Source organism: Streptomyces capitiformicae (assembly GCF_002214185.1).
GTDB lineage: Bacteria > Actinomycetota > Actinomycetes > Streptomycetales > Streptomycetaceae > Streptomyces > Streptomyces capitiformicae.
This window is the reverse complement of sequence record NZ_CP022161.1, coordinates 2,717,223-2,743,675: the sequence shown is the minus strand read 5'-3', so window position 1 is coordinate 2,743,675 and position 26,453 is coordinate 2,717,223. Positions and strand designations below refer to the sequence as shown.

Annotated in this window: 34 protein-coding genes; 33 read left to right on the top strand and 1 reads right to left on the bottom strand. The window is 68.9% G+C overall.

Annotated elements, in window-relative coordinates; translation table 11 throughout:
- The first annotated feature begins 37 nt into the window (after window positions 1-37).
- From CES90_RS12185 to CES90_RS12050, 28 genes are all read left to right on the top strand, one after another.
- Window positions 38-2,611 (top strand): hypothetical protein, encoded by a 2,574-nt coding sequence (locus CES90_RS12185; protein WP_189784816.1) that lies wholly within the window; start codon window positions 38-40, stop codon window positions 2,609-2,611.
- A 42-nt stretch (window positions 2,612-2,653) separates the two neighbouring features.
- Window positions 2,654-2,881: a hypothetical protein gene (locus tag CES90_RS12180; RefSeq protein WP_189784817.1), complete on the top strand. Its 228-nt coding sequence runs from the start codon at window positions 2,654-2,656 to the stop codon at window positions 2,879-2,881.
- A 95-nt stretch (window positions 2,882-2,976) separates the two neighbouring features.
- On the top strand, window positions 2,977-3,507 hold the full coding sequence (locus CES90_RS12175) for a hypothetical protein (protein WP_189784818.1): 531 nt from the start codon (window positions 2,977-2,979) through the stop codon (window positions 3,505-3,507).
- 166 nt (window positions 3,508-3,673) lie between these two features.
- Window positions 3,674-4,000, top strand: a complete 327-nt coding sequence (locus CES90_RS12170; protein ID WP_229914031.1) for a hypothetical protein — start codon at window positions 3,674-3,676, stop codon at window positions 3,998-4,000.
- The gene (locus tag CES90_RS12165; RefSeq protein ID WP_189784820.1) at window positions 3,993-4,337 is read left to right on the top strand and encodes a hypothetical protein; all 345 of its coding nucleotides are present in this window, start codon (window positions 3,993-3,995) and stop codon (window positions 4,335-4,337) included. Before CES90_RS12170 ends, CES90_RS12165 begins: the two co-directional genes overlap by 8 nt.
- A 41-nt stretch (window positions 4,338-4,378) precedes the next feature.
- Window positions 4,379-5,059 carry a hypothetical protein gene (locus CES90_RS12160; protein ID WP_189784821.1) on the top strand — a complete coding sequence of 227 codons (681 nt, stop codon included), beginning with the start codon at window positions 4,379-4,381 and terminating at the stop codon, window positions 5,057-5,059.
- Between the two features lie 190 nt (window positions 5,060-5,249).
- Window positions 5,250-5,600, top strand: coding sequence for a hypothetical protein (locus CES90_RS12155; protein WP_189784822.1), 351 nt, complete (start codon window positions 5,250-5,252; stop codon window positions 5,598-5,600).
- Window positions 5,597-6,070: a hypothetical protein gene (locus CES90_RS12150; RefSeq protein WP_189784823.1), complete on the top strand. Its 474-nt coding sequence runs from the start codon at window positions 5,597-5,599 to the stop codon at window positions 6,068-6,070. The genes CES90_RS12155 and CES90_RS12150 overlap by 4 nt, the downstream gene beginning before the upstream one ends.
- Before the next feature lie 313 nt (window positions 6,071-6,383).
- Window positions 6,384-6,614, top strand: a complete 231-nt coding sequence (locus CES90_RS12145) for a hypothetical protein (protein WP_189784824.1) — start codon at window positions 6,384-6,386, stop codon at window positions 6,612-6,614.
- Complete coding sequence (locus CES90_RS12140; protein ID WP_189784825.1) at window positions 6,611-7,105, top strand: Pycsar system effector family protein; 495 nt, start codon at window positions 6,611-6,613, stop codon at window positions 7,103-7,105. Before CES90_RS12145 ends, CES90_RS12140 begins: the two co-directional genes overlap by 4 nt.
- 297 nt (window positions 7,106-7,402) lie before the next feature.
- Window positions 7,403-9,790: a DNA translocase FtsK gene (locus CES90_RS12135; RefSeq protein WP_229914032.1), complete on the top strand. Its 2,388-nt coding sequence runs from the start codon at window positions 7,403-7,405 to the stop codon at window positions 9,788-9,790.
- Between the two features lie 345 nt (window positions 9,791-10,135).
- Window positions 10,136-10,780, top strand: a complete 645-nt coding sequence (locus CES90_RS12130; protein WP_189784826.1) for a hypothetical protein — start codon at window positions 10,136-10,138, stop codon at window positions 10,778-10,780.
- Between the two features lie 98 nt (window positions 10,781-10,878).
- A complete protein-coding gene (locus CES90_RS12125; RefSeq protein ID WP_189784827.1) occupies window positions 10,879-11,424 on the top strand; it encodes a hypothetical protein in 546 nt (181 codons plus the stop codon).
- A gap of 55 nt (window positions 11,425-11,479) precedes the next feature.
- Window positions 11,480-11,656: a hypothetical protein gene (locus tag CES90_RS12120; RefSeq protein WP_189784828.1), complete on the top strand. Its 177-nt coding sequence runs from the start codon at window positions 11,480-11,482 to the stop codon at window positions 11,654-11,656.
- Window positions 11,657-11,757: 101 nt separating this feature from the next.
- Window positions 11,758-12,213: a transcriptional regulator gene (locus tag CES90_RS51225; RefSeq protein ID WP_189784829.1), complete on the top strand. Its 456-nt coding sequence runs from the start codon at window positions 11,758-11,760 to the stop codon at window positions 12,211-12,213.
- 13 nt (window positions 12,214-12,226) lie between these two features.
- On the top strand, window positions 12,227-12,607 hold the full coding sequence (locus CES90_RS12110; protein ID WP_189784830.1) for a hypothetical protein: 381 nt from the start codon (window positions 12,227-12,229) through the stop codon (window positions 12,605-12,607).
- Between the two features lie 200 nt (window positions 12,608-12,807).
- Complete coding sequence (locus CES90_RS12105; RefSeq protein WP_229914033.1) at window positions 12,808-13,674, top strand: AAA family ATPase; 867 nt, start codon at window positions 12,808-12,810, stop codon at window positions 13,672-13,674.
- Window positions 13,675-13,686: 12 nt separating this feature from the next.
- On the top strand, window positions 13,687-14,136 hold the full coding sequence (locus CES90_RS12100) for a hypothetical protein (protein WP_189784832.1): 450 nt from the start codon (window positions 13,687-13,689) through the stop codon (window positions 14,134-14,136).
- A 174-nt stretch (window positions 14,137-14,310) separates the two neighbouring features.
- On the top strand, window positions 14,311-14,547 hold the full coding sequence (locus CES90_RS12095; RefSeq protein WP_189784833.1) for a hypothetical protein: 237 nt from the start codon (window positions 14,311-14,313) through the stop codon (window positions 14,545-14,547).
- Window positions 14,544-15,185: a GGDEF domain-containing protein gene (locus tag CES90_RS12090; protein ID WP_189784834.1), complete on the top strand. Its 642-nt coding sequence runs from the start codon at window positions 14,544-14,546 to the stop codon at window positions 15,183-15,185. Before CES90_RS12095 ends, CES90_RS12090 begins: the two co-directional genes overlap by 4 nt.
- Window positions 15,182-15,733, top strand: a complete 552-nt coding sequence (locus tag CES90_RS12085; RefSeq protein ID WP_189784835.1) for an ASCH domain-containing protein — start codon at window positions 15,182-15,184, stop codon at window positions 15,731-15,733. Before CES90_RS12090 ends, CES90_RS12085 begins: the two co-directional genes overlap by 4 nt.
- Window positions 15,709-16,104, top strand: a complete 396-nt coding sequence (locus tag CES90_RS12080; RefSeq protein ID WP_189784836.1) for a hypothetical protein — start codon at window positions 15,709-15,711, stop codon at window positions 16,102-16,104. Before CES90_RS12085 ends, CES90_RS12080 begins: the two co-directional genes overlap by 25 nt.
- Before the next feature lie 28 nt (window positions 16,105-16,132).
- A complete protein-coding gene (locus tag CES90_RS12075; protein ID WP_189784837.1) occupies window positions 16,133-16,480 on the top strand; it encodes a hypothetical protein in 348 nt (115 codons plus the stop codon).
- Entirely contained in the window at window positions 16,477-17,121 is a 645-nt protein-coding gene (locus tag CES90_RS12070; RefSeq protein WP_189784838.1) for a hypothetical protein, read from the top strand. Before CES90_RS12075 ends, CES90_RS12070 begins: the two co-directional genes overlap by 4 nt.
- A 495-nt stretch (window positions 17,122-17,616) precedes the next feature.
- Window positions 17,617-18,504 carry a DUF5131 family protein gene (locus tag CES90_RS12065; protein WP_189784839.1) on the top strand — a complete coding sequence of 296 codons (888 nt, stop codon included), beginning with the start codon at window positions 17,617-17,619 and terminating at the stop codon, window positions 18,502-18,504.
- Window positions 18,505-18,663: 159 nt separating this feature from the next.
- Window positions 18,664-19,116 (top strand): hypothetical protein, encoded by a 453-nt coding sequence (locus CES90_RS12060; protein ID WP_189784840.1) that lies wholly within the window; start codon window positions 18,664-18,666, stop codon window positions 19,114-19,116.
- Window positions 19,117-19,388: 272 nt separating this feature from the next.
- Window positions 19,389-19,583, top strand: a complete 195-nt coding sequence (locus CES90_RS12055) for a hypothetical protein (RefSeq protein WP_189784841.1) — start codon at window positions 19,389-19,391, stop codon at window positions 19,581-19,583.
- A 454-nt stretch (window positions 19,584-20,037) separates the two neighbouring features.
- Window positions 20,038-20,499, top strand: coding sequence for a DUF4326 domain-containing protein (locus CES90_RS12050; protein ID WP_189784842.1), 462 nt, complete (start codon window positions 20,038-20,040; stop codon window positions 20,497-20,499).
- Window positions 20,500-20,594: 95 nt separating this feature from the next.
- Here CES90_RS12050 and CES90_RS12045 read toward each other — a convergent pair whose 3' ends face one another.
- Window positions 20,595-21,566: a pentapeptide repeat-containing protein gene (locus CES90_RS12045; protein WP_189784843.1), complete on the bottom strand. Its 972-nt coding sequence runs from the start codon at window positions 21,564-21,566 to the stop codon at window positions 20,595-20,597.
- Window positions 21,567-21,933: 367 nt separating this feature from the next.
- Between CES90_RS12045 and CES90_RS12040 the strand changes: the two genes are divergently transcribed.
- From CES90_RS12040 to CES90_RS12020, 5 genes are all read left to right on the top strand, one after another.
- Complete coding sequence (locus CES90_RS12040; RefSeq protein WP_189784844.1) at window positions 21,934-22,434, top strand: DUF1643 domain-containing protein; 501 nt, start codon at window positions 21,934-21,936, stop codon at window positions 22,432-22,434.
- 27 nt (window positions 22,435-22,461) lie between these two features.
- Window positions 22,462-23,013 (top strand): hypothetical protein, encoded by a 552-nt coding sequence (locus CES90_RS12035; RefSeq protein ID WP_189784845.1) that lies wholly within the window; start codon window positions 22,462-22,464, stop codon window positions 23,011-23,013.
- Window positions 23,014-23,268: 255 nt separating this feature from the next.
- Window positions 23,269-23,883: a hypothetical protein gene (locus CES90_RS12030; protein WP_189784846.1), complete on the top strand. Its 615-nt coding sequence runs from the start codon at window positions 23,269-23,271 to the stop codon at window positions 23,881-23,883.
- Window positions 23,884-24,106: 223 nt separating this feature from the next.
- A complete protein-coding gene (locus tag CES90_RS12025; protein ID WP_229914034.1) occupies window positions 24,107-25,462 on the top strand; it encodes a ParB/RepB/Spo0J family partition protein in 1,356 nt (451 codons plus the stop codon).
- Window positions 25,459-26,367 (top strand): ParA family protein, encoded by a 909-nt coding sequence (locus CES90_RS12020; RefSeq protein ID WP_189784848.1) that lies wholly within the window; start codon window positions 25,459-25,461, stop codon window positions 26,365-26,367. Before CES90_RS12025 ends, CES90_RS12020 begins: the two co-directional genes overlap by 4 nt.
- Window positions 26,368-26,453: the final 86 nt, after the last annotated feature.

The following is a 26,453-nucleotide window of genomic DNA, read 5'->3' as shown; positions in this document are numbered from 1 at the left end:
CCGCCCTTCGTCTTCGCTGAAAACGGAGAAGAACCGGATGGCCACGACCACACCCACCCAGGAAGAGACGGAAGAGACCGCTCCCCAGGAGCTGACCGGACTGCGTGCGCGGATGGCCCAGATGCACAACCCGGGCCTGTACGTCGGCTCCGGACTCGGCATCGCCTCCGGCTGGCTGTCCGGTGACCCACTGCTGTACACCACCCTCGGCACCACCGGAGTCGCGGCCGGCTGGGCCGCGCTCGGCATGCACCCCGGCCCGTGGCGCTGGCTGCCCGGGCAGGGAGAGCCGTGGGACTGGATGACCCGCAGCAGCCGGCGCGGCTACCGGCGCCGGGTCCGCCGCATGCGCCGCCGCCTGGGCCTCGACCACGCGTACGGGCCAGCCGTCGGCTCCGACGGCCTGCTCGTGCCGACCATCGGCATCGCCGACGGCTGGCGCCACCACGACGACCGTGCCGCCCTGGTCCGCGCGGCGAAAGCCGACGCCTACCGCAAGCGGTCCGCGGCGCTGCGCGCCATCTGGGCCAAGGGACTTCCCGACTGGGAGCGCGGCTGGTGGCGCCGCTACAGCCCGACGGAAATGGCGCTGCGGGCCGGCCCTCTCGCGGTGATCCCCGCCAGCAGCTACATCGACGTGCCCTGGTGGGCTCGCCTCCTCGTCGCCTCCACCGCGGCGACCTGGGGGGCGCGGATGTGGGCACTGCCGGATTCGGCATCGCCCGCGGCGGCCGAACACCCGGACGGCATCGACTGGTACCTGGCCCGCTGGGACGAGTGGATCGCCTGCGACCAGGGCCCGCTGCCCGCGTCCCACCTCGCCGATGTCCGTCTTGACGAGGACCGGCTGACCGCGATCATCGTCTCCACCACCGCCCGGCCCGCCCTCGGCGTCGGCCAGGACGCGGTCTCTATCGCGTTCGAGGTCCCGCCGCGGGGAGTCAACATCTACCGTCCCGACGACATGCCGGCTTCCCGCGCCAAGCTCACCGTCAAACTGCGCAACAGGACTGGCGAGCTGGACATGGACGACCTGTCGGCCGTGTGGGAGGAGTACAACCCCTACCACGGCAGCGAGCTGTACGACGCGGAGGAGACCGAGTTCGGCCGGCGCTTCAAGCTGCTGATGCCGCGCCGGGGCTCCTCGGTCGCCGACGTGCAGCCCCTCGCCATAGCCCAGGCCTTGGACATGGACGGCGAGGACGCGGTCTCCCACCTGCACCTGCGGGTGATCGACGCCCGCCGCATCGAGGTCAACGAGATGTCCATCAACCCGCTCCAGGACGGCGTCCCCCTGGACCCGCAGCAGCTGGCCATGGACGAACGGGGCTACGTCACGGTCGGCAAGGACATCTACGGCGACCCCTCCCGCTGGCGCCTGATGATCCCCAACGAGGGGAAGTTCGGGCTCACCGGCCAGCAGGGCATGTCCGCCGTGCACTCCTTCTCCTCCGGCACCACCGGCTCCGGCAAGAGCAGCCTGGAGGAGACCCTCCTGATCGCCCAGATGATCAACGGGATCGTCGGGTGGCTGGCCGACGGCAAGTACGGCGCCGGCTTCGCCTCCTGGACCCACGTGCTCGACTGGATGGTCAAGAGCCACTACGGCGCCATGCTCATGGGCCAGGCCGGCGTCGACGTCGGCAAGTTCCGCTTCTCGACCCAGATGAAGATGCAATGGCAGGACGCCGACGGCTACATCATGGACGGCCGCAGCTTCTTCGTCCCCGGCGAGCCGTTCGCCCCGATGCAAGTCACCTGGGACGAGTTCAACGAGATGGTCATGGACCCACTCAAGGACCACGTCAACCCGCTCCTGGGCAGCGTGTCCAACCTGGGCCGCCAGACCCGGTCCGCCGGCATCGGCGCCCGGGTCTACGTGCAGATCCCCAACCTCGACTCCATCGGAACCAACAAGCACGCCAACGCCATCCGCGACATGCTCCAGTCCGGCAACATCGCCCTGTTCCGCACCGCACGCGCGGACGTCGACGTGATGTCGCTCGGATCCAGGACACCCAAGTTCCGTCTGGAGCCGATCCCGGAGAAGTTCCCCAACGGCGCTGGCACCGGCGGCCTGGGCTACATCGCCGACGGCTCCGACCAGTACACCCAGTCCCGCATGATGTTCCACCCCAACCCGGTGCGCATCGCCCGCGAACTGCCCCGCCCGACCCTCACTCAGGCCGAGGCAGACGCCATCGCCGACATGAGCCCTGCCGGCATCGCCTACCTGCGGCGGGACGAGTACCGGCACATGGACGCCGGCGAGGAAGAACAGTTCCTGCGCGACCTGGTCAAGCAGGAGCAGGAAAAGCGCTGCAAGAACACCACCGTCGTCGACCTCGCCCCGGTCCCGGCCATCCCGGCCGGCGTGAACCTGGACGCCGAAGACCTCGAGGACGAAGACCTGGACGCCCTGGTGCCGCCCAGCCGTTCCGAGCTCGTCTGGCACGCCGTCGACCGCGGCGCCCGCCGCAACAAGCAGATCGCGGAGGTCACCTCCCTGAAGCCGCCCAACGTCGCCAACGCCACGAGGCGGCTGGAGCGGCTCGGAAAGTTGACCCAGATCGACCGCGACTGGCACACCGTCGAGCGACTCGACGCCTGACCCACCGCCCCTTCCCCCTCTCACGAAAGTTGGAGATCAACCATGCAACTCACCGTCTCGGGTCTCGCCCTGCTCGTCGCCATCGGCATCGGCATCTGGATGAGGAAAGACAGCAGCTTCCGCAAGCGGGAGGTCGCCGTCGTCTCGGTCTTCTGGATCCTCGTGATGATGACGCCCCTCGGCGCGTCCGGCGTCGAGAAGGTCCAGGAGATGTTCGGCAACGGGGCCAAGGGCTTCAGCGACACCGTCAACAACGTCTCCGCCAAGTAAGAGCGCCTCAGCAGCAGGGCGGGCCCGCCGCATACGGCGGGCCCGCCCTGCTGCCGTTCCCACGCCTCCGGCCACAGAACAGAAGGGAGCACCCCATGGCCGACCTCCGCGACCACGACGGACCCCGGCGGCAGTTGACGGCTCAGGAAGAGTTCGAGTCGATCAGACTGATCGCCGAGGGATACAGCAGCACCACCCCCGTCGCCACCCGGTACAAGGACGTCGTACCCGCGCCGACCCAACCCACCGTGGGGAACGCCGTGCCCTTCGCCCAGCACGGACGACCCCCCATGTCCCAGAAGGCCACCGACCACGCCACCCTCGTGATCGTCTACACCTGGGGGTCGCTGCCGGTCGGCGGCGCCATCTCCCTGGTGCTGTGGCAACTGTCCAACGTCAGCCCGATGCAGCTGACCTTCGCCGGCCTGGGCGCCGCCGGAGTGTTCATCACGATCGGCGCCGCCGCCCGCATGATCGGGCGCGCCTTCCGCGACGGCGCCTCCGCCCTGCCCGACCACACGGTCAACCAGTACACCGGCACCGTCTACGTGCAGCACACCGAACTGCACACCGAAACCCGCGGGTTCGGGCGAACCAACAACCAGATCACCGACGGCACGCAGTGACCGTCGGTCGCCGCCATCCCACGACGTGCTCACGCTGACCTCTGCCTGTCCACTCCCGAACCCCGCCACGGGGGCCGGGGGCGGGCAGGGAGCCGGAACAGCTCCCACCGACTGGATGAGGATGCACATGGACACCCCGGATCCATCCGAGGACGAGACTGCGGCCGTGACTGCGGCCGTGACCGCGCTCCTCCTGACACGCCACCCGACAGCCACATTCGACACGACCGGCGCCGTCGCTACGGCAGGATTTCTGTGCTCACCCGGTGCACCCGGCTCCGCGCAGACCCGCGTCTGCCACCGCGCCCCGTTCCCGAGCGTCTTCAACGGCCGGTCCTTCACCGATATCGAGGCCGAGGAATACGTCCTCGTCGCCGCCTACGCCGATCTGCTGCGCGACGACGGCTGGACGGTCACCGAGCTACCCCCGGACCGCCCGGGGCTTCTCGTCTCCAAGAACACCTTCGCTGCCGGGGAACTGCTTCATGGCTGACCACGACCCGCAGCTGTTCAACTGCCCGGACTGCGCCGCCGCACCCGGCCAGCTCCACGAAGAGGGCTGCGACCACGCGCACTGCCCAGACACCGGGTGTCAGCGCGCGGCATGCGACCACAACGGCGCGTGCGCAAGCCGCTGGAACGGCGACTTTGTCGGAGCCGCTGAATGCCGTGAGTGGAACTGGTGGCTCATCGAGGACCCCGAGCTCGGTCTCACTCCGTGCCCCGCCGGCACCAAGGACGCCATCGAGGACTTCAACCGGCTGCTCACCCATGCCCGCTGGGACGCCGATCTACAGCGCTACGTCCGCACCGACCTCACGACCACCTGATGCGCGCCGCCGCGCGCTCCGTGAAGAGAGGCACACCCATCATGACCACCAACTCCACCGCTGGGAACGGCCACCAGCACACGCCCCGGTGGCCCTCCTTACAGTGGGCCCGCGGCTGGATCAGCCACCGGACCCGCCAGGCCCGGACGAAGCTGGCGCAACTGTGGGGGTACGAAACCGTCCGCCACTTGGCCTTCAGCGCCGCCGTCACCCTCCTCGGCGCATGGGTGCTGGGCCAGTTCCTGCCCGGCATGCCCGGCTTGGCCACGACCGTGGACGCGGTGGGCGCCACCATCGACGACCCCGTACGCCGCTACCTCGTCGCCCACACGCAGGGACTGCCCATCACCGCCTTCACCACCTACAGCATCTGGAAGGCCCTCGGACTCATCGCGTTCGTCCTCGGCGCCCTCCACAACGGCCCCGCCCGGCTCGCCTGGGCGGTGTGGGGCGCAGCCACCGTGATCATGGTGTCGATTGGAACTCCCGGGCCCGGCCGCCCAATCGCCACCGCAGTCGGCCTCCTGGCGTGGGCCGCGCTGTCCAGCTTGGCGCTGCGTGGGCTGCGTCTCCCGCCGCTCGCGTTCGTTCACGTCGATGTGCACAACGAGGCACCGCCCCCTCCCGACGTACAGGTCAGCACGGAGATCCGTATGCCGAGGACCGAGCCGCCCCAGTACCTGCCCTACCCCCTTCCGTTCTTGCCGCCGTCGCCGAACTGACGTCTGCCTGTCCGTCCTTCGGGCCCCGTCACCGGGGGTCGGGGGCGGGCAGGGAGCCGGAACAGCCAGCGCGCCGTTGGCCCCAATCACTCCGCCTGTCGGCCGCCCCGTCGCCCGCCCCGGCCCACGACCGGCATGGGGCTCAGAGCAGGGGCGCCTGACATCCTGTTCGGAAAGGACTTCCTCGACCATGACCCTCGGCCCCGACACCGAGTCGTACGTGCTCGACTCCGCACGCGACGCGCAGCGCGTCCTCGCCGGCATGGATGGCGATGGCGCCTACGCGGTCGAAACGCTCATCGGCGAATACCTGGAGTTGCGCGACCGCGTCCAGCAGCTCAAGGACGGCCTGCCCCGCTACCACACCGATCCCGAACTGTGCCCCGCCTGCGAGGCGTTGGAGCAGCTGTGCCCGTACCACTCCGGACGGGCCGAGGGCTGGATCGAGCTCGCCAAGGCGGTACGCCTCGTGGCGGGCGACGACTCCACCTACGCCACGCTCGTCATGGAGCACGCGGACGCGGCCGGGGACGACGTATGACGGTCGTCACCGGCACCACGCTCTCCACGGCAGCGGCCTTGGGCACGCCCCAGGACGACACCGGCCACGACGTCGACGCCGCGATCACCGCCCCGGAGGCCGCAGGGAACGCGGCCCTGGCCGCCGTACGCACCGGGAACCGCGAAGCCGCCCAGCAGATCATCGCCGAGATGCTCCCCGACGAGCGCGCCGACCTCGCCGACCACCTTGAGGAACTCCGCAAACTGCTCGGCCCGGCCTGCGCCGAGTGCGGCGCACTCACCGAACTCGGCACCTGCACCACCGATCCCTTCAGAGCGGACTGCCGCTTCCTCTGCAGCCGCTGCTGGCTTTGTTCACGACTCCCGACAGCACGTGTTCACGGCTCCGGGAGGCACCCGCCCGCCGGAAGAGTCGATGTTCACGAGAACGGGAGGGCACCCGGCCGCGGTCGGCAACGGCGCGATGGCGGCTGTCACCTACGCCCGTAGCCAGCGCTTTTGCCCCGGACTCCCGATGGGCGGCAGACGGCGTCCTGCGGGTCCTCTCCGAGCTGCTGCCGGAAGTCGTGTACATCCGGCGCGGGCGCTGCCTCCCGGACTGCTGTCGAAACGCTGCTCTTCGACGTGAACAGAGCCACGCTGCACTGCCGCCCGCCGCACCCGCTGAACGACCCCACCGAGGCAGCCGCCTCATACGCCGATCCGCCCTGGCGGCGAGTCGGCTTTTCCTGCCCCGCTCACGCGGGAGGGTGCTTCGTTTTCTCCCCCGGCTGAAGCCGGGGATATCCAAGAAGGAGGCCTGATGACCGGCCGCTCCGAAACCACGGACACCACTCCGTTACCCCAGTCCGTCGACCTGCGCTCCATCGAGAACGATCTGCAGACGCTGCGCGGCCGACTCCGTACGGTCGCCGAGTTCATCCACGACCCGGCCCATGACTTCGCGACCCGCCACGCGCTCGCGCAGCGCCTGGGCCTGCCCGTGCCGACCCCGGCGCCGGCCGCGCGGAAGACGAAGGAGGCCACCCGGTGAGCCCGTCCCCGACCACCACCGAGCCTGGCGCTCAGTCCTCGCTCGTCGACCAGAACCTCAACGACGCGCTCGCCACCGTGGCATCGGAGATCGGCCGCACCGACAACAAGACCTCCTTCCTCCTCGCCTTCAACGGCGCAATCATCGCGGGCCTGGTGGGGTCGGCCGACAAGGATCTCCCCGTGCTGTGCCTCGTCGCGGGCGGACTCGCGGTCCTCGCCCTGGCCGCCTCCACCATCTTGCTGCTGTTCGTCGTCCTGCCCCGACTGCACGGCGCGGACCGTGCGAGTTTCCCCTACTGGGCTACGTGCGACACCCAGCAGATCCTCGCCGAGATGAGCGACGACCGCCGGGCGGACCAGCTTCGTGTCCTCTCTCAGATCGCGCTGCCCAAGTTCCAGGGGCTGGGGCGGGCCATCCGCCTCTCGCTGGCCGCCGTTGTCCTCATCGTCATCGCCGTCCTCGCGCTCATCGTGACCGCGCTCGCCTGACAGCAGAAGACCCGGCCACGTGGCGACGCCGGAAGACGAACGCTCCGCCCGGCCCCGCCACCGGACCCCGCATCACCTGCCTGCCCAACCTCCCTGGAGCCCGCTGTGAAGAAGACACCCGCCAAGAAGCCAGCCGCGAAAAAGCCCCCTGCAAAGAGGTCACCGGCCAAGACAACTGCCGCGAAAAAGGCCCCTGTGAAGAGGGCCGCGGCGAAAAGGTCACCAGCCAAGAGGCCCGCCGCGAAGAGGGCCCCCGCCAAGAGGGCCGCGGCGAAGACGTCGCCCAGCACCAGGATCGTGTACTGGCTCTTCCGCAGTATGGGGCGGAGCGCCAGGAACCTCGATCCGGCGCACCGTAAGGATGGCGCCGCGCTGCTCCTGCTCGGCAGCGCGCTGATCGTCGCCGTGGGCACATGGGCCGGCCTGCGGGGTCCGGTCGGCGATCTCGTTGAGATCTTGGTGACCGGCGCCTTCGGCCGCCTCGACCTGCTGGTGCCGGTGCTGCTCGGCGCCCTCGCCGTGCGCTTCATCCGGCACACAGAGAAATCCGAGGGCGACGGCCGAGTCGTCATCGGGCTGTCCGTCCTGGGCATCGGCGTGCTCGGGCTGGTCCACATCGCCTGCGGCTCGCCGGCCCGCAGCGACAGCATGCAGGCCATACGGGACGCTGGCGGCCTGATCGGATGGGGCATCGCGACTCCGCTGACATACACGATGGGCGACGTGCTGGCCGTACCGATGCTGGTGCTGCTCCTCTTCTTCGGGCTGCTGGTCGTCACGGCCACCCCGGTCAACGCCATCCCGCAGCGGCTGCGGTCGCTCGGCGCGCACCTCGGCGTCGTCCAGGGGCAAGCAGCCGACGTGCCCGGCGAGGACGACCAGCGACACGCGCCGCAGCGGCGCGAGGCGCCGCCCGCGCGCTCCCGCCGTTCCGGGCCCGACGGAGAGGCACAGGCCCCCGACGGCGTTCAGCATGAGGCCCTCCCACGGCGCGGGAAACTCACGACCGCAGCAAGTCCGGCGCCCGCCAGCGCCCAGCCGAACCGGGTGATGCCGTCCCCTCTGGTCGTCCCCGACCTCACCAAGGCGCCGCCCGCTAGCCAGGAGCGCGAACATCCCGCGCACGCGGAGCAGCTCCAGCTGTCGAACAACACCACCTACGCCCTGCCGGCACTCGACCTCCTCACGCGCGGCGGCCCCGGCAAGGCACGCAGCGCCGCCAATGACGCGGTCGTCGCCTCGCTCTCGAACCTCTTCTCCGAGTTCAAGGTCGACGTCGCCGTCACCGGCTTCACCCGCGGGCCGACGGTCACCCGTTACGAGGTCGAGCTCGGCCCCGCCGTGAAAGTCGAGCGGATCACCGCGCTGACCCAGAACATCGCCTACGCCGTCGCCAGCCCGGACGTGCGGATCATCAGCCCGATCCCGGGCAAGTCCGCGGTCGGCATCGAAATCCCCAACACCGACCGCGAGATGGTAAACCTCGGCGACGTGCTGCGGCTGGCCGCGGCCGCCGAGGACGACCACCCGCTGCTGGTGGCGCTCGGCAAGGACGTCGAGGGCGGCTACGTCATGGCCAACATCGCGAAGATGCCGCACATCCTGGTCGCCGGAGCCACCGGTTCCGGCAAGTCGTCATGCATCAACTGCCTGATCACTTCCATCATGGTGCGCGCGACCCCCGAGGACGTCCGCATGGTCCTCATCGACCCCAAGCGCGTCGAGCTGACGGCCTACGAGGGCATCCCGCACCTGATCACCCCGATCATCACCAACCCCAAGCGGGCCGCCGAGGCGCTCCAGTGGGTCGTGCGCGAGATGGACCTGCGCTACGACGACCTGGCGGCGTTCGGCTTCCGGCACATCGACGACTTCAACGAGGCCGTGCGCAACGGCAAGGTGAAGGCGCCGGAGGGCAGCGAGCGGGAGCTCCAGCCGTACCCGTACCTGCTGGTGATCGTCGACGAGCTCGCCGACCTGATGATGGTCGCCCCGCGCGACGTCGAGGACGCCATCGTGCGCATCACCCAGCTCGCGCGCGCGGCCGGCATCCACCTGGTGCTTGCCACCCAGCGGCCCTCGGTCGACGTCGTCACTGGTCTGATCAAGGCGAACGTGCCCTCCAGGCTCGCCTTCGCCACCGCCTCGCTCACCGACTCCCGCGTCATCCTCGACCAGCCCGGCGCCGAGAAACTGATCGGCAAGGGCGACGGGCTGTTCCTGCCGATGGGGGCGAACAAGCCGACCCGTATGCAGGGCGCCTTCGTGACCGAGAACGAGATCGCGGCCGTCGTCCAGCACTGCAAGGACAAGATGGCACCCGTCTTCCGGGACGACGTCACCGTGGGCACCAAGCAGAAGAAGGAGATCGACGAGGACATCGGCGACGACCTCGACCTGCTGTGCGAGGCGGCCGAGCTGGTCGTCTCCACCCAGTTCGGGTCGACCTCGATGCTCCAGCGCAAGCTGCGCGTCGGCTTCGCCAAGGCCGGGCGGCTCATGGACCTCATGGAGTCCCGCAACATCGTCGGGCCCAGCGAGGGCTCCAAGGCGCGCAACGTCCTCGTGAAGCCGGACGAGCTGGACGGGGTGTTGGCGATGCTCCGTCCCGTACCCGGCAGTGCTCAAGGAGACAGCGCGGACACTGACAGCCTCCAGGAGCGGGTTCAGACCGTGACTGGCTGAGCGCGGCTGCAATGAGCCGCTCCCGCCGGCACCCCGCGCCGGAGCGGACGCTCGAGCACTCCATCGCCCGGGTCTGTCATGGTCGGCCCGACCATCAGCCCCGACCACGGCAGCCCAGGGAGCACGTTGCCGCATTGTGACCGGTGGTCGGGGCTCATGGTCGCTCGCGTGGTCGGGGGCCCAGGGTGCGGTATCTCCATGGGCCCCTCGTCTTCGTATCCCGGCACCGGACGGACTGACGTCCGGGGTCCAGACCGCAACACCTCTCAGTGACCGGCTGATCCCAGATCAGGTGGCCTACCCGTGTTTCCAACCCACTCCCGAATCCCGAAGGAGCAGATCCTCATGTCCCAGACCAAGCAAGCCGCCGCGGCGATTGCCACCCCTATGGGAGCGATCGCCGTGGCAGGCCTCGAACTCGTCATCCTGGCCGCCGCCGCCTGCACCGGCGGCTGGGTGGGCTCTAACGCGCCTGGCGTGCCCAGTGGCTGGGCCGGGGCGCTCGGGGGCGGCCTCGGTCTCGGCCTCGCCGCTGGCGTCATGCAGCTGCTCAGCACGTTCAAGGCGTCGCTGCGCGAGCTCACCCGCACCTCGTACTCCCCGGCGGCCGAGCGGAGCATGGAGGAGCCGGCGGAATCCTTGCCTAGCCACCCCGAGGACGTCATGGATCTCCTGACCGATGCGGCGCAGGCCGGGGCCGCTCACGAGGCCGCGTTCTACTCCGGGAAGGTCGACCCCGCAGGCGCCCTGCTGGGCAAGAGGGGGCTGTGGGTGGGCGTCGACGGCACCAGCGCCATGTTCCATCTCGCTGACGGCGCGTACGTGTACTACGAGAAGGACGACAGCGGGAAGCACCCCAGGCACGAGTACTCCTTCGTCGCCCCCGCCACCAGGACCGAGCCGGTCCCCGTCACGTCCATGGAGCAGGTGCGTGACCTCCTGGAGCAGCACGTCACCCGCGAGCTGAAGGACGAGCCGGTCGCGGTCTGACCCCTGCCGGTCCCCTGTGCCGCCCCGGTCTCTCGTAGACCGGGACGGTGCGGAGGCCCGACAGGGCGAACTCCGACCGGCAAGGAGGGCGGCACCCTATGACGACCACGCACATCACCCACAGCCGCGCGGAATCACCGGAGACGACCGAGTCCCACCGGCACAGCGTCCGCCACGCAGAGACCCCGATGATCAGCGACCTAGTCGTGGCGACACTCCACCTGGAGCGCCTGGCGAAGACGGCCGGTCCGCCCGACCACGAGGCCACCGCCCACACCAACGGCCTCACGCCGGAGCAGCACCGCTCCTTCGTCGTGGACCACGCCGCCCGCATCCGCGACGCACTCGACAAGATCACCGACCCCTACGAGGTGCCGACCGACCCGTCCGCGCGCCGGGCGACCGCAGCCCTGCACGCCGTACGCACCGGGGACCGCGAGACCGCGCAGAAGATCGTCGCTGACATGCCCGCCAGCGAACGCGCCAGCCTGGCCAACCACCTTGACGAGCTCCGCAAACTGCTCGGCACCGTCTGCGACAACTGCGGAGACCTCGCCGAGATCGGCACTGCCACGACCGACCCCTTCAGCGAGACCTGCCGCTTCCTGTGCGCCCGCTGCACGGCGGCACACCGCACCAGCTGACCAGACAACCGGCGCAGTGCACTCCCACACTGAAGACCACGGCTGCTCCCGGAGCATGGAGGTTCTCGAACACGATCACCTCTGCCCCGTCTGCGGTGGCGAAGAGTTCGCACCCGAGTACTTCGGCCCCGACCAGATGCAGCTGATGGGCGAGCGCCTCGTGCAGGCCCTCGCCGCCAGGACACCGGCCCCTCGGCCGCTCCGCGGACGGATCCGCCGCCACAGCCACTGAGCCGATCATCAGCGCGCCGACCGGACACACCACGCCGACCACGGCGCGACCAGCGCAACGACCAACCCCTGTACTTACTCAACGCATTGAGGAGCATCTCCATGACCGAGCACAGCACCCGAGCGATCCGCTTCGCCGCCGCCTACGCCCTGCTCCGCATGGCCGCGGACGTAGGCGATCACTGGATCCAGTCCCACCACCAAGCCCTCACCAAGGGCCAGCACGACGAGAACGAGGGCCAGTCCAGCCGAGCCGGACGCATCGCCTGCACCGCCCACGTCGCCACCTACACCGCCACCCAGGCCGCCGTCCTGCTCACCGGTTCCCGCGTGCTCGGCCTGCGCCTCAAGCCCTCCCGGGTTATCGCCGCGCTCGCCCTGTCCGCCGGTACCCACTGGTGGGCCGACCGTCGGATCCACCTCAAGGCTCTCGCCGAGGCCATCGGCAAGGAGGAGTACTACGCCCTGGGCGGCCCACTGGGCGGCAACTACGCCCTGGACCAGTCGTTCCATCACGCCGTGGAGACGGCCGCCGCCCTCATCGCGGCCTCCAAGTGAGAGGCGGTCGAACGTGAGTACCGTCCCCAACACATCGCCCCTCAGCCAGCCGAAGCCGGAGACCGGCTGGGACGAGGCGACCTTCCGATGCGGCCTCTGCGGTGCCGTACGCACGGCCACCACCGAGGACGCCTACCTCCGAACCGTCGTCGCCCACCAAGAAGCGCACGAGGTGGCTGAGCGCCTCAACGCCATCGAACGCGACGGCCTCGCCTCGATCCTGCGGGTGGTCCTGGCCGCGCCCGAACTCGGTGCGGAGTTCCTGCTGCTGCTCGACCAGCAGGCGCGCGCAACCCCCGCCGAGCCGACACCTCAGCAGGCCGCGCCCGCCGTCGACCGCGTCGACACACCGCGCGCCGACCTTTCCAGCGTCAACGGCGCCCCGCGCAGCTGACGGGTCTCCGTGCCGTCCCGGTCCGCCTTTGGATCGGGACCGTGCGGAGGACCGGCCAGACCCGGACGGACCACTGGACGGCAGCCCACCGACTCCCTTCTTATCGGCGACTGCCGCCCCCGAACTTGCGCATGACGGGCAAGCGGCACCGCCTGCCAGCCCTCCGTGCGCATTCGCCCACCCTTTCCACGGAGGACTTCGTGCGCCGAACCAGCGAGCCCGCGCTCACCCCGCTCCCCCTTCCCGACGGCCCGTTCCTACTTGCGCTGGTCGGCGCCGCCGGCAGCGGAAAGAGCCGCGTCGCTCGGGCGTTCCCGCCCGACTGGCGGCTCGAACTGGACAACTACCGGTGGCAGGCCACCGGGTCGCCCGGAGACCAGTCCGCGACCCCGATCGCAAGTGTGGTGTTCCGCGAACTGCTGGACGCCCGCCTCACCCGAAACCTGCCCGTCCTTGCGGACTCCACGAACAGTGAGCGCGGTGTGCGCGCCTACCTGATCCAGCGTGCCCGGCACTGGCGGATGCCCACCGTAGCGATCGTGTTCCGGGTCCCCGTGGAGGAATGCCTGGCCCGTCAGGAGACGCGCACGAAGGCCAAGCAGGTGCCGCCCGATGCCATCACCCGCCAGGCGGCTGGCGTACCCACCCTCGACCAGCTGATCGACGAGGGCTTCGACCACGCGTACTACGCCGACGAACTCGACCTGCTCGGCCTGCTGCTGTGCCGCGCGGCCACCGCCGACCCCGACCCGCTCGCCGACGTACGGCGCACCTTCGGCGAGGACCTGGCCGCCGTATTCGCCTGGCACAGCGAGCGCCAGGACGGCTTCGCCACCGGCACCTTCGCCGTGGCCAGCCGTGAGATCACGGTGCGCTGGATGGACGACGGCGACCCGTACGACCACCAATGGCAGGCCCGCCTCAACGAGGCCTGCACCGACGGCTGCCCGGGCCCGCTGTGGGTGAAGGTCACCGACGCGGCAGACCTGCAGAGCGTCCACCTCGGCGGCGCACCCGACGAACCGTGGTGCGACGGCTGCCACAGCCACAGCCTGGCCTTCGGCTGACCAGAGGCACCGATGGACGCCGCACTCGCCAGCCTCATCGCTGTCGCGGGCACCCTGCTCGGCACGGTCCTCGAACCCCTCCTCCTGCGGCACACCACCCGCAAGGACCAACCTCGCACCACCGCAGCCCGGTTCGCGTCCCAGCTCTCCGTCCACCGCGGACACCTCTACAAACGCTGGGAGATCGCCCGGCGGGAGAACTCGGACCCCCGCGAGACGGAGGCCGCCAACAGCACAAGCAACACCTCCCGCGACGACGTCACGCTCCGCCTGTACGAACTGCGCGTCCTGACCCGCAATGCGGAACTGCTGAGACTGGCCGGCGCCGCGGGCGACGCGACCTACGCGGTGAAGCCGCACGACGAAGATCTACCGACGGTCACCCGGGCGGAGATGGACGCCCGCCGAAACCGTGCCCTCACCGCGGACCGTGCGTTCCTCACGGCGGCCGCCGCCATCTGAGCCGGTCCCCTCTTTACGCCGTAAAGCTGCGGACCACCCTCGGCACACCAACACCTCAGCCGCGCCCCGCCCGGGCGTGGCAGTGCCCTACCCGCGAACACGCCGCGGGGCGCGCCCTCGGCCTACCAACCACCGGGCGCGCCCCACCGACCCCCGAAACGGAGGCACTTCGAGATGACCACAGCCTTAACCCAATCCGCAACCACGTCCCGGGCCCCCGGCTGCCGGACATGCGCCGGCCGACCCAGCGAGCGCCTCTACTCCATCGGGACCGGACAGCCGCGTTCCCTAGCCAAGGCCGACGACGTAGCCGCCGAGGCCGGCCAGGACGCACACGTCCACCAGTCCCTCAGCGACGACCAGTACGTCGTCGTACGCCCCGTCGCCGACAACGAAGCGGGACAGCCGTGAACGAGATCCTGCTCGCCGCCATACCGGCGGCCGGATGGGGCATCCACGCGGGCCTGCTCTCCCGCATGCTCCGCGCCGAACGCCGTGACCCCGTCAGCGGCCTGTGGACGCGACGCCCCTGGATGCGCCGCACCGAACGCCTGATCCGCCAGGGTCGCATCACCCACGTGATCCTCCTCGACCTCGACCGCTTCAAGCCGATCAACGACGACTTCGGCCACCCGGCAGGGGACGCCGTACTCAAGGCGACGGGCGGCCGACTCGACGACTTCGTCGACCAGAACGGCGGACCGCGCAGCATGTCCGCCCGTCTCGGCGGGGACGAGTTCGTCGCCGCGATCAGCATCCGGGACCAGGACTTGCAGGGCTTCATCGACGACCTGGCCCACGAGCTCGCACAGCCCGTGCCCTGGCCGGGAGGCCCGCTCCAGGTCGACGCCTCGATCGGTGCCGTAGGTGTCACCGACGTGCCGGAGCCGTCCGCGTCGACCGTACTCAAAGCCGCGGACGACGAAATGTACGTGATCAAGAAGTCGCGCGGCCGCAACGGCCGCCGCGCCCACCGCCGCGTCGCCGACCCCACGGCCAGCCCGGAAACAGCCCTCCACCCGGCACAGGAAGCGAGGGCCTCGGCATGAGGAAACCCACTGTCAGCGAGCCGTATCCGGTTCGCGCTCTGACCCTCTGGCAGCCCCATGCCTCCGCCGTGGCCGTGCTCGGCAAGGACATCGAGAACCGCGGCTGGCCGCCCAGCAGCTTCAGCGGTGGGCTGATCCTCGTCCACGCCGGTCTCGACACCGACCAAGCGGCCCTGCGCCAGGTGCCCCGAGACCTGGAATTACCCAGGGGAGCCGTAGTGGCCATTGCCCGGATCACCGGGGCCCACACCGACTGCGACGGCCGGTGCAGCCCGTGGGCCGACCGCGACAGCACCTGGCACTGGGAACTCTCCGACGCCGTCCAGCTGCCCACCCCCGTCACCGAAGTGAAGGGACGCCAACGGCTGTGGGTCCCCGACGACCCCCTCCGCCGTCGCGTCGCGGCCGCGCTCCCCCAGAACGCGGCCTGCCTCGCCTCCCACCTCCGCAAAGAACCCTCCGCCAGCACCGCTGCCCTCCCGGCCGCGCCCGAGACGGTCATACGACCCGCGAGGAGCTCAGCATGTCCGTCCACACCCACGAAATGACCTTGAGCGGCGCGCTGGCCGAAGCCGCCGTCCTCGTCGACGGCCAGGCCTACTTCCGCCTGCTGTACACGCCCGACGCGCACAGCACGCGCCCCGCAGAACTCGATCACGAAGTCCGCGAGACGGTTCTGCCCTGTGCGCTCGCCGACCCGGTAGCCGCCGAAGACCTCGCCCAGCTGCCCCCCGGAGCCCTGCTGACGGTCAGCGGCTTCCTCGCCCTGCCCGACACCCACCACACCGACCTACGCCTGGTGGTCCTCACCGTCGACGCCGAGAGCCCGGAACCGCGGCCTCCCGTCACCACACGGCCGGCACTGCGTCTCGTACGCACCCACGCCCGTACGCACCGGCTCGCCGCAACTCCCGACTAACAGCCGCACCGCAAAGGAACTCCTCACGATGGCGACCTCCGTCATACCCAACCCGCACCCGGCACTGACCCTCATGCAGGCCGTCGCCCTGGGCCTGCTCCGCGACGGCTTCAAGCAGCGCACCATCACCGCCCGCACCGGCATCCAGGCCGACACCCTGTACGCCCTCGCCGTGCTGCACGACATCACCGCCCCCTGCGGCACGGTAGAAGGCCACGACTGCCACGAAGCCCGCGAGGAAGAACCCTGCGCGCCCTGCACGCATGCCCACGGGCGAGCACACGCCCGCCAGCACGCGCAACGCCGCAGGACGCTCGGTGCAGTTCCCCGGTCGCTTCGTCCCCGCGGCCGAGAGGGAAGGAGGGCCGTGCGATGACCGTGCCCATCCCGGTCCCGCCTCCCGGCGAGCCCGACGGCCTGATCGTCCTGGACGGCTACCTCGACGACGAGACCCTCCCGGACGACCTGCCCGATACGCCGGTCCGGTTCCAGCTGGTCGTCTCCCCCACCGAGGACCGCATCGACGAACTGGTGATGCCCTGTACGGTCACCAACCCCGAGCTGGCGCACGCGGTCGTGAACGACCTGGGCGCCAGCGACCTGCTCCGCGTCACCGGCCACCTTCAACTTCCCCAAGTCCCGGGGGACGGAATGCGGCTGCAGGTCAACGCCATCCACGTACTGGAGGGCGGCGTCGACCTCAGCCAAGTCGCCAGCGAGGACGAACTGGGACCCGAGGTCCTGTCCGAGTACGGGTTCATCGAGCGATACGGCGACTACCAGACGTGGAACGACCCCGACACCTGCCTCACCAGCGTCTGGCACACCTCCGGCAAGTGGGTCGACTCCACCGACGACCCCAGCGCCCTCGGCGACCTCATCGCCGCCCACGAGCAGCGCGCACCTTCCACTCCCACCGAAGCTACCCACACGGAGGAGCCCGCCCCAGCGCTGCCGCCCTTGTCCAGCAGGCGACGGCTGGCAGGCCTCGTGCGGAGCTGGCTCCGCCGGACCTGACCGAGCGCTGCAAGGCCACGCACAGTCCCTGCCCAACACACCCCCTGAACGGCCCGGGGCGGCCGTCGACCCCTGAGACCGGCCGCCCGGATGCCAAACCCCACCCCGCGAACACCACACCCACCAAGACCAGGACTCCGGGGGCCGACTCCCTGCCCCTCCGCCGCGTCGACCTCGCCACCATCCACGCCACCTGCACCCGCGACAGCATCGGGCGAGCAAGCTCCTACGCACCGTTCTGCACCCGCGCCGTCGTCACCCCCACACCGCCCCGCCGCAAGTACCTGCTGTCCGAGGCGAACTACTGGGGAATCGGCGTCTTCCTCGACCACGAGAGCGGTGAGCTCGAGACACTCGTCGAGCCCGATCTGTGGCGACCGAAGCGGCACACACCCGCCGCCTGGCGCTTCGCGGAGGCCGCGTACGCCTCCTACCTCTCGCACACCCCAAACCCCCAGACGACCAAGACCCTCAACCACGCAGGAGAACAGACCCGTGGGTGACAACACCGGCATCGAATGGACGGACCGCACCTTCAACCCCTGGTGGGGATGCTCGCGGGTCTCACCCGGATGCAAGAACTGCTACGCGGACCAATTCGCCCGCCGCTGGGGCCTCGACCTCTTCCACCGCGGCGGCGAGCGACGGATGCTGTCCGACCAGTACTGGCGCAAGCCCCTCGCCTGGAACCGCCAGGCGGAGGACGCCGGCGTACCCCTCCGCGTCTTCACGGCCTCCATGGCCGACGTCTTCGAGGACCACCCCCAGGTCACCGAACCCCGCGACCGTCTCTGGCAGCTCATCGAACAGACCCCCTGGCTCCGGTGGCAACTGCTGACCAAACGGCCGGAGAACATCGCAGCCATGGCCCCGTGGGGCGACGCCTGGCCGGACCACGTGTGGATCGGCACCAGCGTCGAAGACCAGCGCTACGCCGAAGAGCGCATCCCCCTCCTCCTCAAGGTCAACGCCGCCGTCCGGTTCCTCTCGTGTGAACCGCTCGTGCAGCAGATCGTTCTGGAACCGTACCTGGCCGACGTCACCACCGGCGCGGGCATCAACTGGGTCATCGCCGGAGGCGAATCCGGTGCCAAGGCCCGCCCGATGAACCCCGCATGGGCCCGCAACGTCCGGGACCAGTGCGACGCAGCAGGCACGCCCTACTTCTTCAAGCAATGGGGCGCGTGGGCGCCGTCTGGCCGCATCGCCATCGGCGGAAACCAGCGTGGCCATGCCCTGGTGGGCGACCCGGTCGACGGACTCGGCCACCGCGTCGAGATGATCCGCCTCGGCAAGAAGAAGGCCGGGCGCCTCCTGGACGGCCGACTGCACGACGCCGTGCCGCCTCTCCGCCCTGCCAGGACAACAGCTTCCGAAGCCTGACTCCCCTCGGCGGTCCTTACGCCGTAAAGACCGCCGCCCTCTGCCTGTCCTCATTGCGCAGCCACGGAGGACACCGTTGATACCCACTGCCGGAGATCTGCCAGATGACCGGCAGCCGACTGACAGCATGGGCGCTAGCCCCGACCTCGGGAGACACGAATGGACCCGACCCCACCGCCCCTCTTCCTCCCGCTGCCCACGGTCCCCGACGCGCGGGCAGCTCTCGTCCGTGACGATCCCGCCTGGCCCTTCCGGTCGGCGTGCGCAGCCGGCGGAGGAATCGCCCATCTCCGGGTCTGGAAGGCCGAAGGCGAAGGCCACGTTGCCATCGTGACGGAGACCGGCCTCGGAGCCTCCACGACCAACAGTGCGGGCGAGATCTGGACGGAACTTGCCGCTCGCTACCCCGGCCCGCTGGTCCTCTTCGAGCACTGGCCCGCTGGCGACTGTGACGACCACGACCGCCTCGACCAGGTCGCGATGGAAGACCGGCGTCCGACCTGGCGCCGCATCTGGCCAACCGCCCCGGCCAACCCTGATCACGACCTCTGCACGGCCTGGATGCAGGCGTACGGGCACGACCTGCTCGCCGTATCCAACCCAGCCGTGTGAGCAGCACGAGCAACAAGGCCCCGCCGTCGCCCGCGTTCTGGAGCGGCTGCGGGGCCTTGCCATCGTCCCTCCTCTACTGCGACACCCGCCCCCGGCCCGTCTCCTGCGCGGTTGCTTGTGGACCAGAACGATCTCTGCTCTTTACGGCGTAAAGACCTCCCGAGTCATCCCACCGGGGGAGCAGGGGACGGGCAGCACCCCCACGCACACGGTCCAGAGCCGAACAGGGCCACGTCCGTACCCATCGACAACCTGCCTTCAGGGAGGCAGCAATGCTCGAAAGCACCGACTACATCGAACCCGACGACCGCCCCGCCGCCTGGATGGCGCTGGCCCGCGAGTACGCCGCGCGGAACTGGCCCCGACACGAGATCGCCTATGCGCTGTGCGTCGACGAACCCACCGTCGACCAGTTGCTGGCAGATGAGGGAGCGGCGCAGCCCGAGGCCAACGCAACCGCCCAGTGAGCACAGCGACCGCCCGCACCTGGCGCCCGGACGGGCCCGGCTCCTTCCAGGCGCCTGCCGGCGTGCGCGCCGTGCGGGACCGTGATGGACGCCTCTGGACCCGCGGCCCAACCCGCTGGACTTGCACGAGCGCGCACTGGATCCGGTGGAGGGTCCTGATCGCCGAACACGGGCCGGTCACCGAAGAACCGGCCCCGTGACCCATGTTGGCGCACCACGGGAACCAGCCCGCCTCCATCTCGCCACCCCCGCCTCTCGTGCCCGACCGCCCTCGAATCCCGTCCACGGCCTTCGGAACAACGACCCCACCCAAGCGCAACTCCCTTCGGCAACACCCGTCGTACGAACGGACAGCCATGGAATCCCTTGAACAGACCCCCACCGCGGCCCCTGAGATACGGCGCGCCGCAGTCATCTCGGACTGCGGCCGGTACCGCTATCTTTTGGTGCGGCAATGGGAGAACACCGGCCCCACAGCAGTGTTCGTACGGCCGCGCATACTGCACACCCTGCCCCTCCGCCAACACCGGCACGTATCCAGCAAACGCGCACCAAGGGGTGGCGCGTCGGAAGGGCGAAGGTCGTCGACCGCAGCAGCCGTTACGGCAACCCCTGGCGCATCGAGAACTGTGTCGTCATCGCACCGGACGGCACCACCCAAGACCTGGGCACCCCCGCGGCCGCCCGCCAGGAGGCCAGCACCCGATACCGGGCCTGGCTGAACGGCGAGGGCCCCGACACCTACGCCGTCGGCCGCAGGACCCTCGATCGGCGCCGCGTCCTCACCGGCCTGAGCCATCTACAGGGCCGGGACTTGGCCTGCACGTGCTCACTTCCCCGCGCAGGCGAGCCCGATTACTGCCACGCGACCGTGCTCCTGGAACTGGCCGCACACCCCGAGGGGATCAGCACGTGACTGGCCCTGCAACGGCGCCGTCGCCGCGTGGCTACCCCCCGGTGACCCTGCACCTGAGCATCGACCCCAGGGAACCACCGCTCGCAACGGCGTCACTACGACGGCGCAGGGACGCCTTCTCGCTGCACCTCGTTGATCCGGTCCTTGACTCGCTGATCGTTCTCAAGGCTGACTGGCAATACTGTTTTCAACGTCGGTCGTGCCGATACGAGCTGATCCACGGTGATTTCCGCTCCGCGAAGGTTGGCTTCATGCAGGATCGTTTCCTGCAGGCTGGCTCTCTGGAAGAACGCGCCCCGCAGGTCCGCTCCCCACAGGTTGGCGTGGTTGAGGTTGCTCCCGGCCAGGATCGCGCGACTCAGGTTGACGGCATACAAGATCGCCCGCTGCAAGTTGGCGTCGGTCAGGTCTGCGCCGCGCAGATAGGTCTCTCGCAAATCCACCACGACTTTGGAGTCCTCTGGGCGGGCCCCCAAAATGTTCAGAGCCGCCTGTACGTCCCCCGCAAGCCGGGGCTGTAGTCCCGGCGCCAGGCTTTCATCATTGGTACTCCAGGGACGCCCGTGATCCCGCACAAATACAGCGAGTACCTCGACCACCATGATGTGGTCCGGCTCAGACTCCCGCATGATCCGATCAAGGGCGTAGATGCCCCCAACCCGCTCGCTGAACGACTCTCGCACGAGTAGGTCGATCGCCCGCATATACCTGTCATTGACCTGCCCCTGGCGCGTCAGCTCAGCCTGCCGTGTGGCATGTTCCTCGGACTGCCGAAGCGCCCTTTGGGCATGTTCGGCCTGTTCCTGGGAGGTCCGCTTCGACTCCTCGAGCACTCTCCGCGAGTGTGCGAGGTTGTGGTGCGTGTAGACAACGCCGGCGGTCGCGACCGCGGCGGCCGCGAACGCGACGAGAGCCGTGCGCAGACCACTGACCACCGCGGCCTCGCCCGGCGTCAGCTCATCGCCGAAATGCGAGCCGTCCAACCACCACGGCGCCCAGATCAGCAGTGCCAAAAAGGCAACCATTGCGATCGGCAGGCCGATCTTCCACTTCGTCGCAGACGTCACAACGCGATTTGAAAGCGTGGTCGGCCTAGGCACCAGTGGGGTGCATGCAATCGACGGACGGCCGTGCGGGTGGCAGGAGCAGCGGCCTTGATGGTGGCCAGCCTCCCTATGAACCAGACGGTGAAGATGCTCAGAAACCCGATCTTGATCGTTCTCTTAGACCGGAAAAGTGCCAGCGGACTGACGGAACTCCTCGCGCCGAGGCTGCGGCAGCGAGGCCTGGATGTGCAGATCGAGCGCCTCCACGTCCACCTGCCCCGTGTCCTGAAGGCCCGAACGGCTGACCCGCTTCCTGGCCCGGCGCGCCCCGAGCCCGTCGGCCGCGGACAGACCTGAGACCAGAACGCTCCGAGGAAATGGATCAACGATGGCACAGGCTTTACCAGCACAGCACCCTGAGATACGACGCTCCTCAGTCCTGTCCGACTGCGAGCGATACCGCTACCTCCTCATAAGGGAGTGGGCGGACACCGGCAAGACCGCCGTCTTCGTCCTCCTGAACCCATCCACCGCGAACGCGACCACGGACGACAACACCAGCCAGCGCTGCATCACCTCCGCCCAGGACTGGGGATGCGGCGGCCTCCTCATCGTCAACCTCTACGCGTGGCAGGCGACCAAGCCCCGCGACCTCGCGGCCGCAGGCGACCCCGTCGGTCCCGAGAACAACGCCTACCTACAAGCCTCGGCCACCATCGCCGAATACATCGGCGGGCCTCTCATCGCGGGCTGGGGAACGAATGCCCGTCCGGATCGCGTCGCCGAAGTCCTCGCCCTTCCCGGCATGCACCGGCTCAGCACGCTCGCCGTCACCCAGGCGGGCCAGCCCCACCACCCGCTCCGACTCAAGCGCGGCCTCGCACCGTAACCCTGGGACGCCCGTCCCTCCCGCCGGGTGCTGCGTGAACAAGGGGAGCAGTACGCCGTTGTCCTCGCCCGGCCCGGCCGCCCCGACATCCGCCTCGGCCCCTACGACTTCCTCGACCAGGCCGCGTCCATGACCACAAGCCTCCGTCTGCAGAGGCGCAGCACCCAACATGTCCCGGGCACGACCGTGCCCGCACACCCCTACGTCCCCGGACTCGACTACCTCGATCCACGCCTTCCCAGGGACCCCGATCAGCTCGCCACGCTCCTGGACGGCGATCTCGGAGGTGACGGCACGGGTCGCAACTTCCCTGATCTCTGGGCACGCCTGCAGGCCCAGGAGGGATACGAAGAAGCTGCTCGGATCTGGAAGCGGGCCTGCATCGAGTATGACGCGCCCCTCGACTCCGACAAAGCCGGAAGACTCGCGCGGCTCAAGCCGTCACCGACCACTGCCCACACCAACGTGAGGCCCCGCACCGCGGACACAGTCGCGGGGTGCGGGGCCTTTCGTGTTTGTCCGTTCTCAACGAACCTAGTCGGCACCGATCTGCTGACCAGGACGGACAAACTTCGGTGAGACAGCCGCTCATCGAGCCGTCTTCTGCAGCCATTTGCTCGCCCTGCGACGACTGGCTTCGTTGATTCGGATCGGCACTCGACTCAATTCGCTGAGACGGGACCAGGGTTTGAGGGCCAACAGGGACGCCTCGCCGCTCGCCCGCGGTGCGGCGTTTTCATTGGAAACGCCGCAGGGAGAAGCCGCCAGGTGCAACGGTCGGCCGAGCTGGCCACCGAGGGGATCCTTGACGACCGGACGGCCCATACTCGCTCCATGGAACGCCTGCCGTATCAGTCCGTGCGCGTCAACTTCGCCAACAGCGACTACCGGAACGTCTGCGAGGACTTCGGTGGGGGCTTCGATGCCTGGCCGGCCTGGGAAGCCCTTGGCAACTTCCTGGCTCATCGCCCCGGCTGGCATTTCGATGTGGTCAAGCACGGGGAGCCCTTGTGGTCGCTCGGACTCCTTGGCGAGAGCAGGCTGAACGTCTCTGTCGAGGATGACGGCAGCTATCACTGCTACGACGCCGACCGAGACGACGACGTGACGCTTTCCAGCGTCGGCGACGTCGAGAGCTGGGTGGAGCCCCGCGAAGACGAAGCTCGTAAGCCGAGCAGAGTTCTCCTCGGAATGGCCCGGAGCGACGACTGGCGGATCCTCAAGGCGCACCTGTTTCAGCTCTACGTCAGTTGGTCGGACGGGTACTTCGCCGCGACATTGCCCGCGCTCACGGAGACAGGGTTCGGGCGGACGCTGGCCGAGGCCGTCAACCACGCCGGCCAGATGCTCTGTCACCTCTTCGGAGCCCCGATCGAGCTGGCCCCACAGCTGACGATGCTGCTTGAGTTGGACGTGGCCGCCACACGGAGGCTGGGATTCGTGACGTAACGACTCGAACCGTGACAGCTGCCGAATCCCCGGTGTGCGTTTCCAATGGAAACGCCCAGCCCGCCGCAGGTCGGCGTTTCCATTGGAAACGCTAGTCTCGGTCCGTACCTACCGACGTCGTCCTGGAGCATCAATGTCCGGTCCCCTCCCGAGGCCCGCGCGAAAGAGCACAAAGCCCGTACAAACCAAGCCAAGTGCTCGTGGTGCCCTCTATGAGGACAAAGTGCGCAGCGGCGATCGCTTCGAACTCCCGCTGACGAGCCTGTGCCCCAACCCCTTCAACAAGCGCCAGATGAAGGGGATCCCCGAACTCGCGGCCACCATCCAAGAAGTGGGGTTGCTGCAGGACATCGCTCACATCCGGGCCGATGTGTGGCTCAAGCAATACCCCGAGACCCGAGACAAGATCACGGCCGACAACGTAATCCTCTTCGGGGAACACCGGTGGCGGGCCTTCCAACTCCTCGAGCGCCCCACCATCCCGAGCGTGCTGCGCGATGACAAGGTCCAGGAAGCACGCCTCATCACGCTCATCGAGAACCTGCGCCGTGCGCAGCTCAGCGTCATGGAGGAGGCCGAGCACTACCAGGCGCTGCGGGAGGAAGGCCTGTCGTACGAGCAGATCGCCGAGAAGGTGGGCGAGACCGCTGAGGGGTCTATCTCCAAGGGAACTGTCTGGAAGCGGGTGCAGCTCCTGAAGTTGGACCCCGCGGTCCTGGAACAGCTCCACAAGGGCAAGCTCGCGATCAGCTCGGCTGAGAAGCTGCTCACCTTCACCGATCCCGCTGACCAGCGGGACGCCCTCGCGCTTATCCAGGACGGCGTGCTCGCGGCCGCGGCTCAGGCGCAGATCCTCGCTCGGAAAAAGGAGCCCAAGGAGCAGGCTGGCGGCCTGCCCGCGCAACCGTCGGCCGCTGCCGTTTCCAGTGGAAACGCCGATGCCCCAGCCCAGCCGAGCGGTTCGGCCGCGAGTACCGCCACCAAGGGGGAGCTGGCCGTTTCCAATGAAAACGACGCCAGCGGCCAGGCTGCCGCAACGGGGAGTCCTGCCGCCGTTTCCAATGGAAACGGGAACCCGGTCCCGCCCCGACAGCGGCAGAAGAATGACGACAGCAAGCCAACGGCGGACCAGTACGAGCAGGACCGGGCTACCGCAGCCGCTGACCGTGACGCTGCCTGCCAGCACCTCGTAGAGACGGTGGACCTGACGAAGCCGGAAACGCACGAGATGCTGATCCGGGTTCTGACCGCCGCAGCCCTGGCTCCCCCGCAGCAGGGCCCGGCGCAGCAGCGGGCCCTTGCCTGGCTGCGCCGTGTCGGTCGGCAGCAGTTGGAGGAGTCACGCGCCGGCGCCTACTACAGCGCCGTGCTTGAGTCCGGCGACGAGGACCTCCTCCGGCTCGCTGCCTTCGCGAGCGCTCTGGCTACGTGCGAGCTACGGACGTCGTCACGACGGCAGTCCTGGGGCCCCATCGAGAGCGGGCATGTGAGGTTCCTGCAGCACTACGCCAAGTACGTGCCTGAGACCGAGTGGGAGAAGAAGGAAATGGGTCTGCTCACCACCGGAGGCAGTCGATGAGTTCCAAGACGGCTGTCGTCGATCCTCGCTTCCGGCCCCGCGGACGCAACTGGCCCCTGCTCTTCGCGTACCTGATTGCATGCGGTGGATCTACGAAGTCCACCACCGGCACTTCTCTCGCCGTGACGATGGCCCTGCGCGGCTATCGCAACACGTTCTGGGACCTGGACGCCAACATGTCCGGCACCAAGGTCTTGGGCTACACCCCGGAAGACCTTGAGGGTCGCAAGACCGTCATTGACCTGATCGAAGGCAAGGCCACGTTCGACGAAGTCGCCCTGCCCGCCCGCTACTGGATCGGCGAGGACGAGGACGGCAACAGCCTCTACGCGCCGATTCCGAACCTGCGCCTCATCCCCAGTGACCCCGGCCTGGCCGGCACGGACACGCTGATCGCTCTGGACCCGGACCGCAATGACTGGTTCATGGAGGTCATGCACGCCTACGACGGCGACGATGAGGTCTGGAACGTCGACTTCCCCGCGTCCTACGGGAAGATGGTCTACTCCGTCGCGCGGATGCTCGACGAAGACGACAAGGTCATCCCCTCGGTACGGGCCGACCCGAAGGACGTCAACCTGCTCGGCCCGCTCCTGGACGAGCTTGAGAACATCCGCGACAAGAACGCCAACAAGAGGACCGTTCCCGGTCGTCCCACAATGAACCACCTGGTGCTCACAGGGACCCCGACGCCCAGCTACAACGAGGCGCCGGCGCGACGCGCGACCGAACTTGCCAAAGCCGAGTACGGATCGGTCCTGCTTCCACTCGTCCGCTACTCCGTCGACGCAAAGAAGATGTACGAGGACGGTGTTCCCCTCCCGATCCTGCTGCCGAAGTCTTACCCCGCTGAGGACTACCGGAAGGTGGCGACGGCGCTGGGCTTCCTGCAGCGCAAGGACTGAGGGACCTGAGCGTTTCCATTGAAAACGGGGTGGGCCCGGACGGCATGGTCCGGGCCCACCCCGTTTTCAATGGAAACGCCATCACG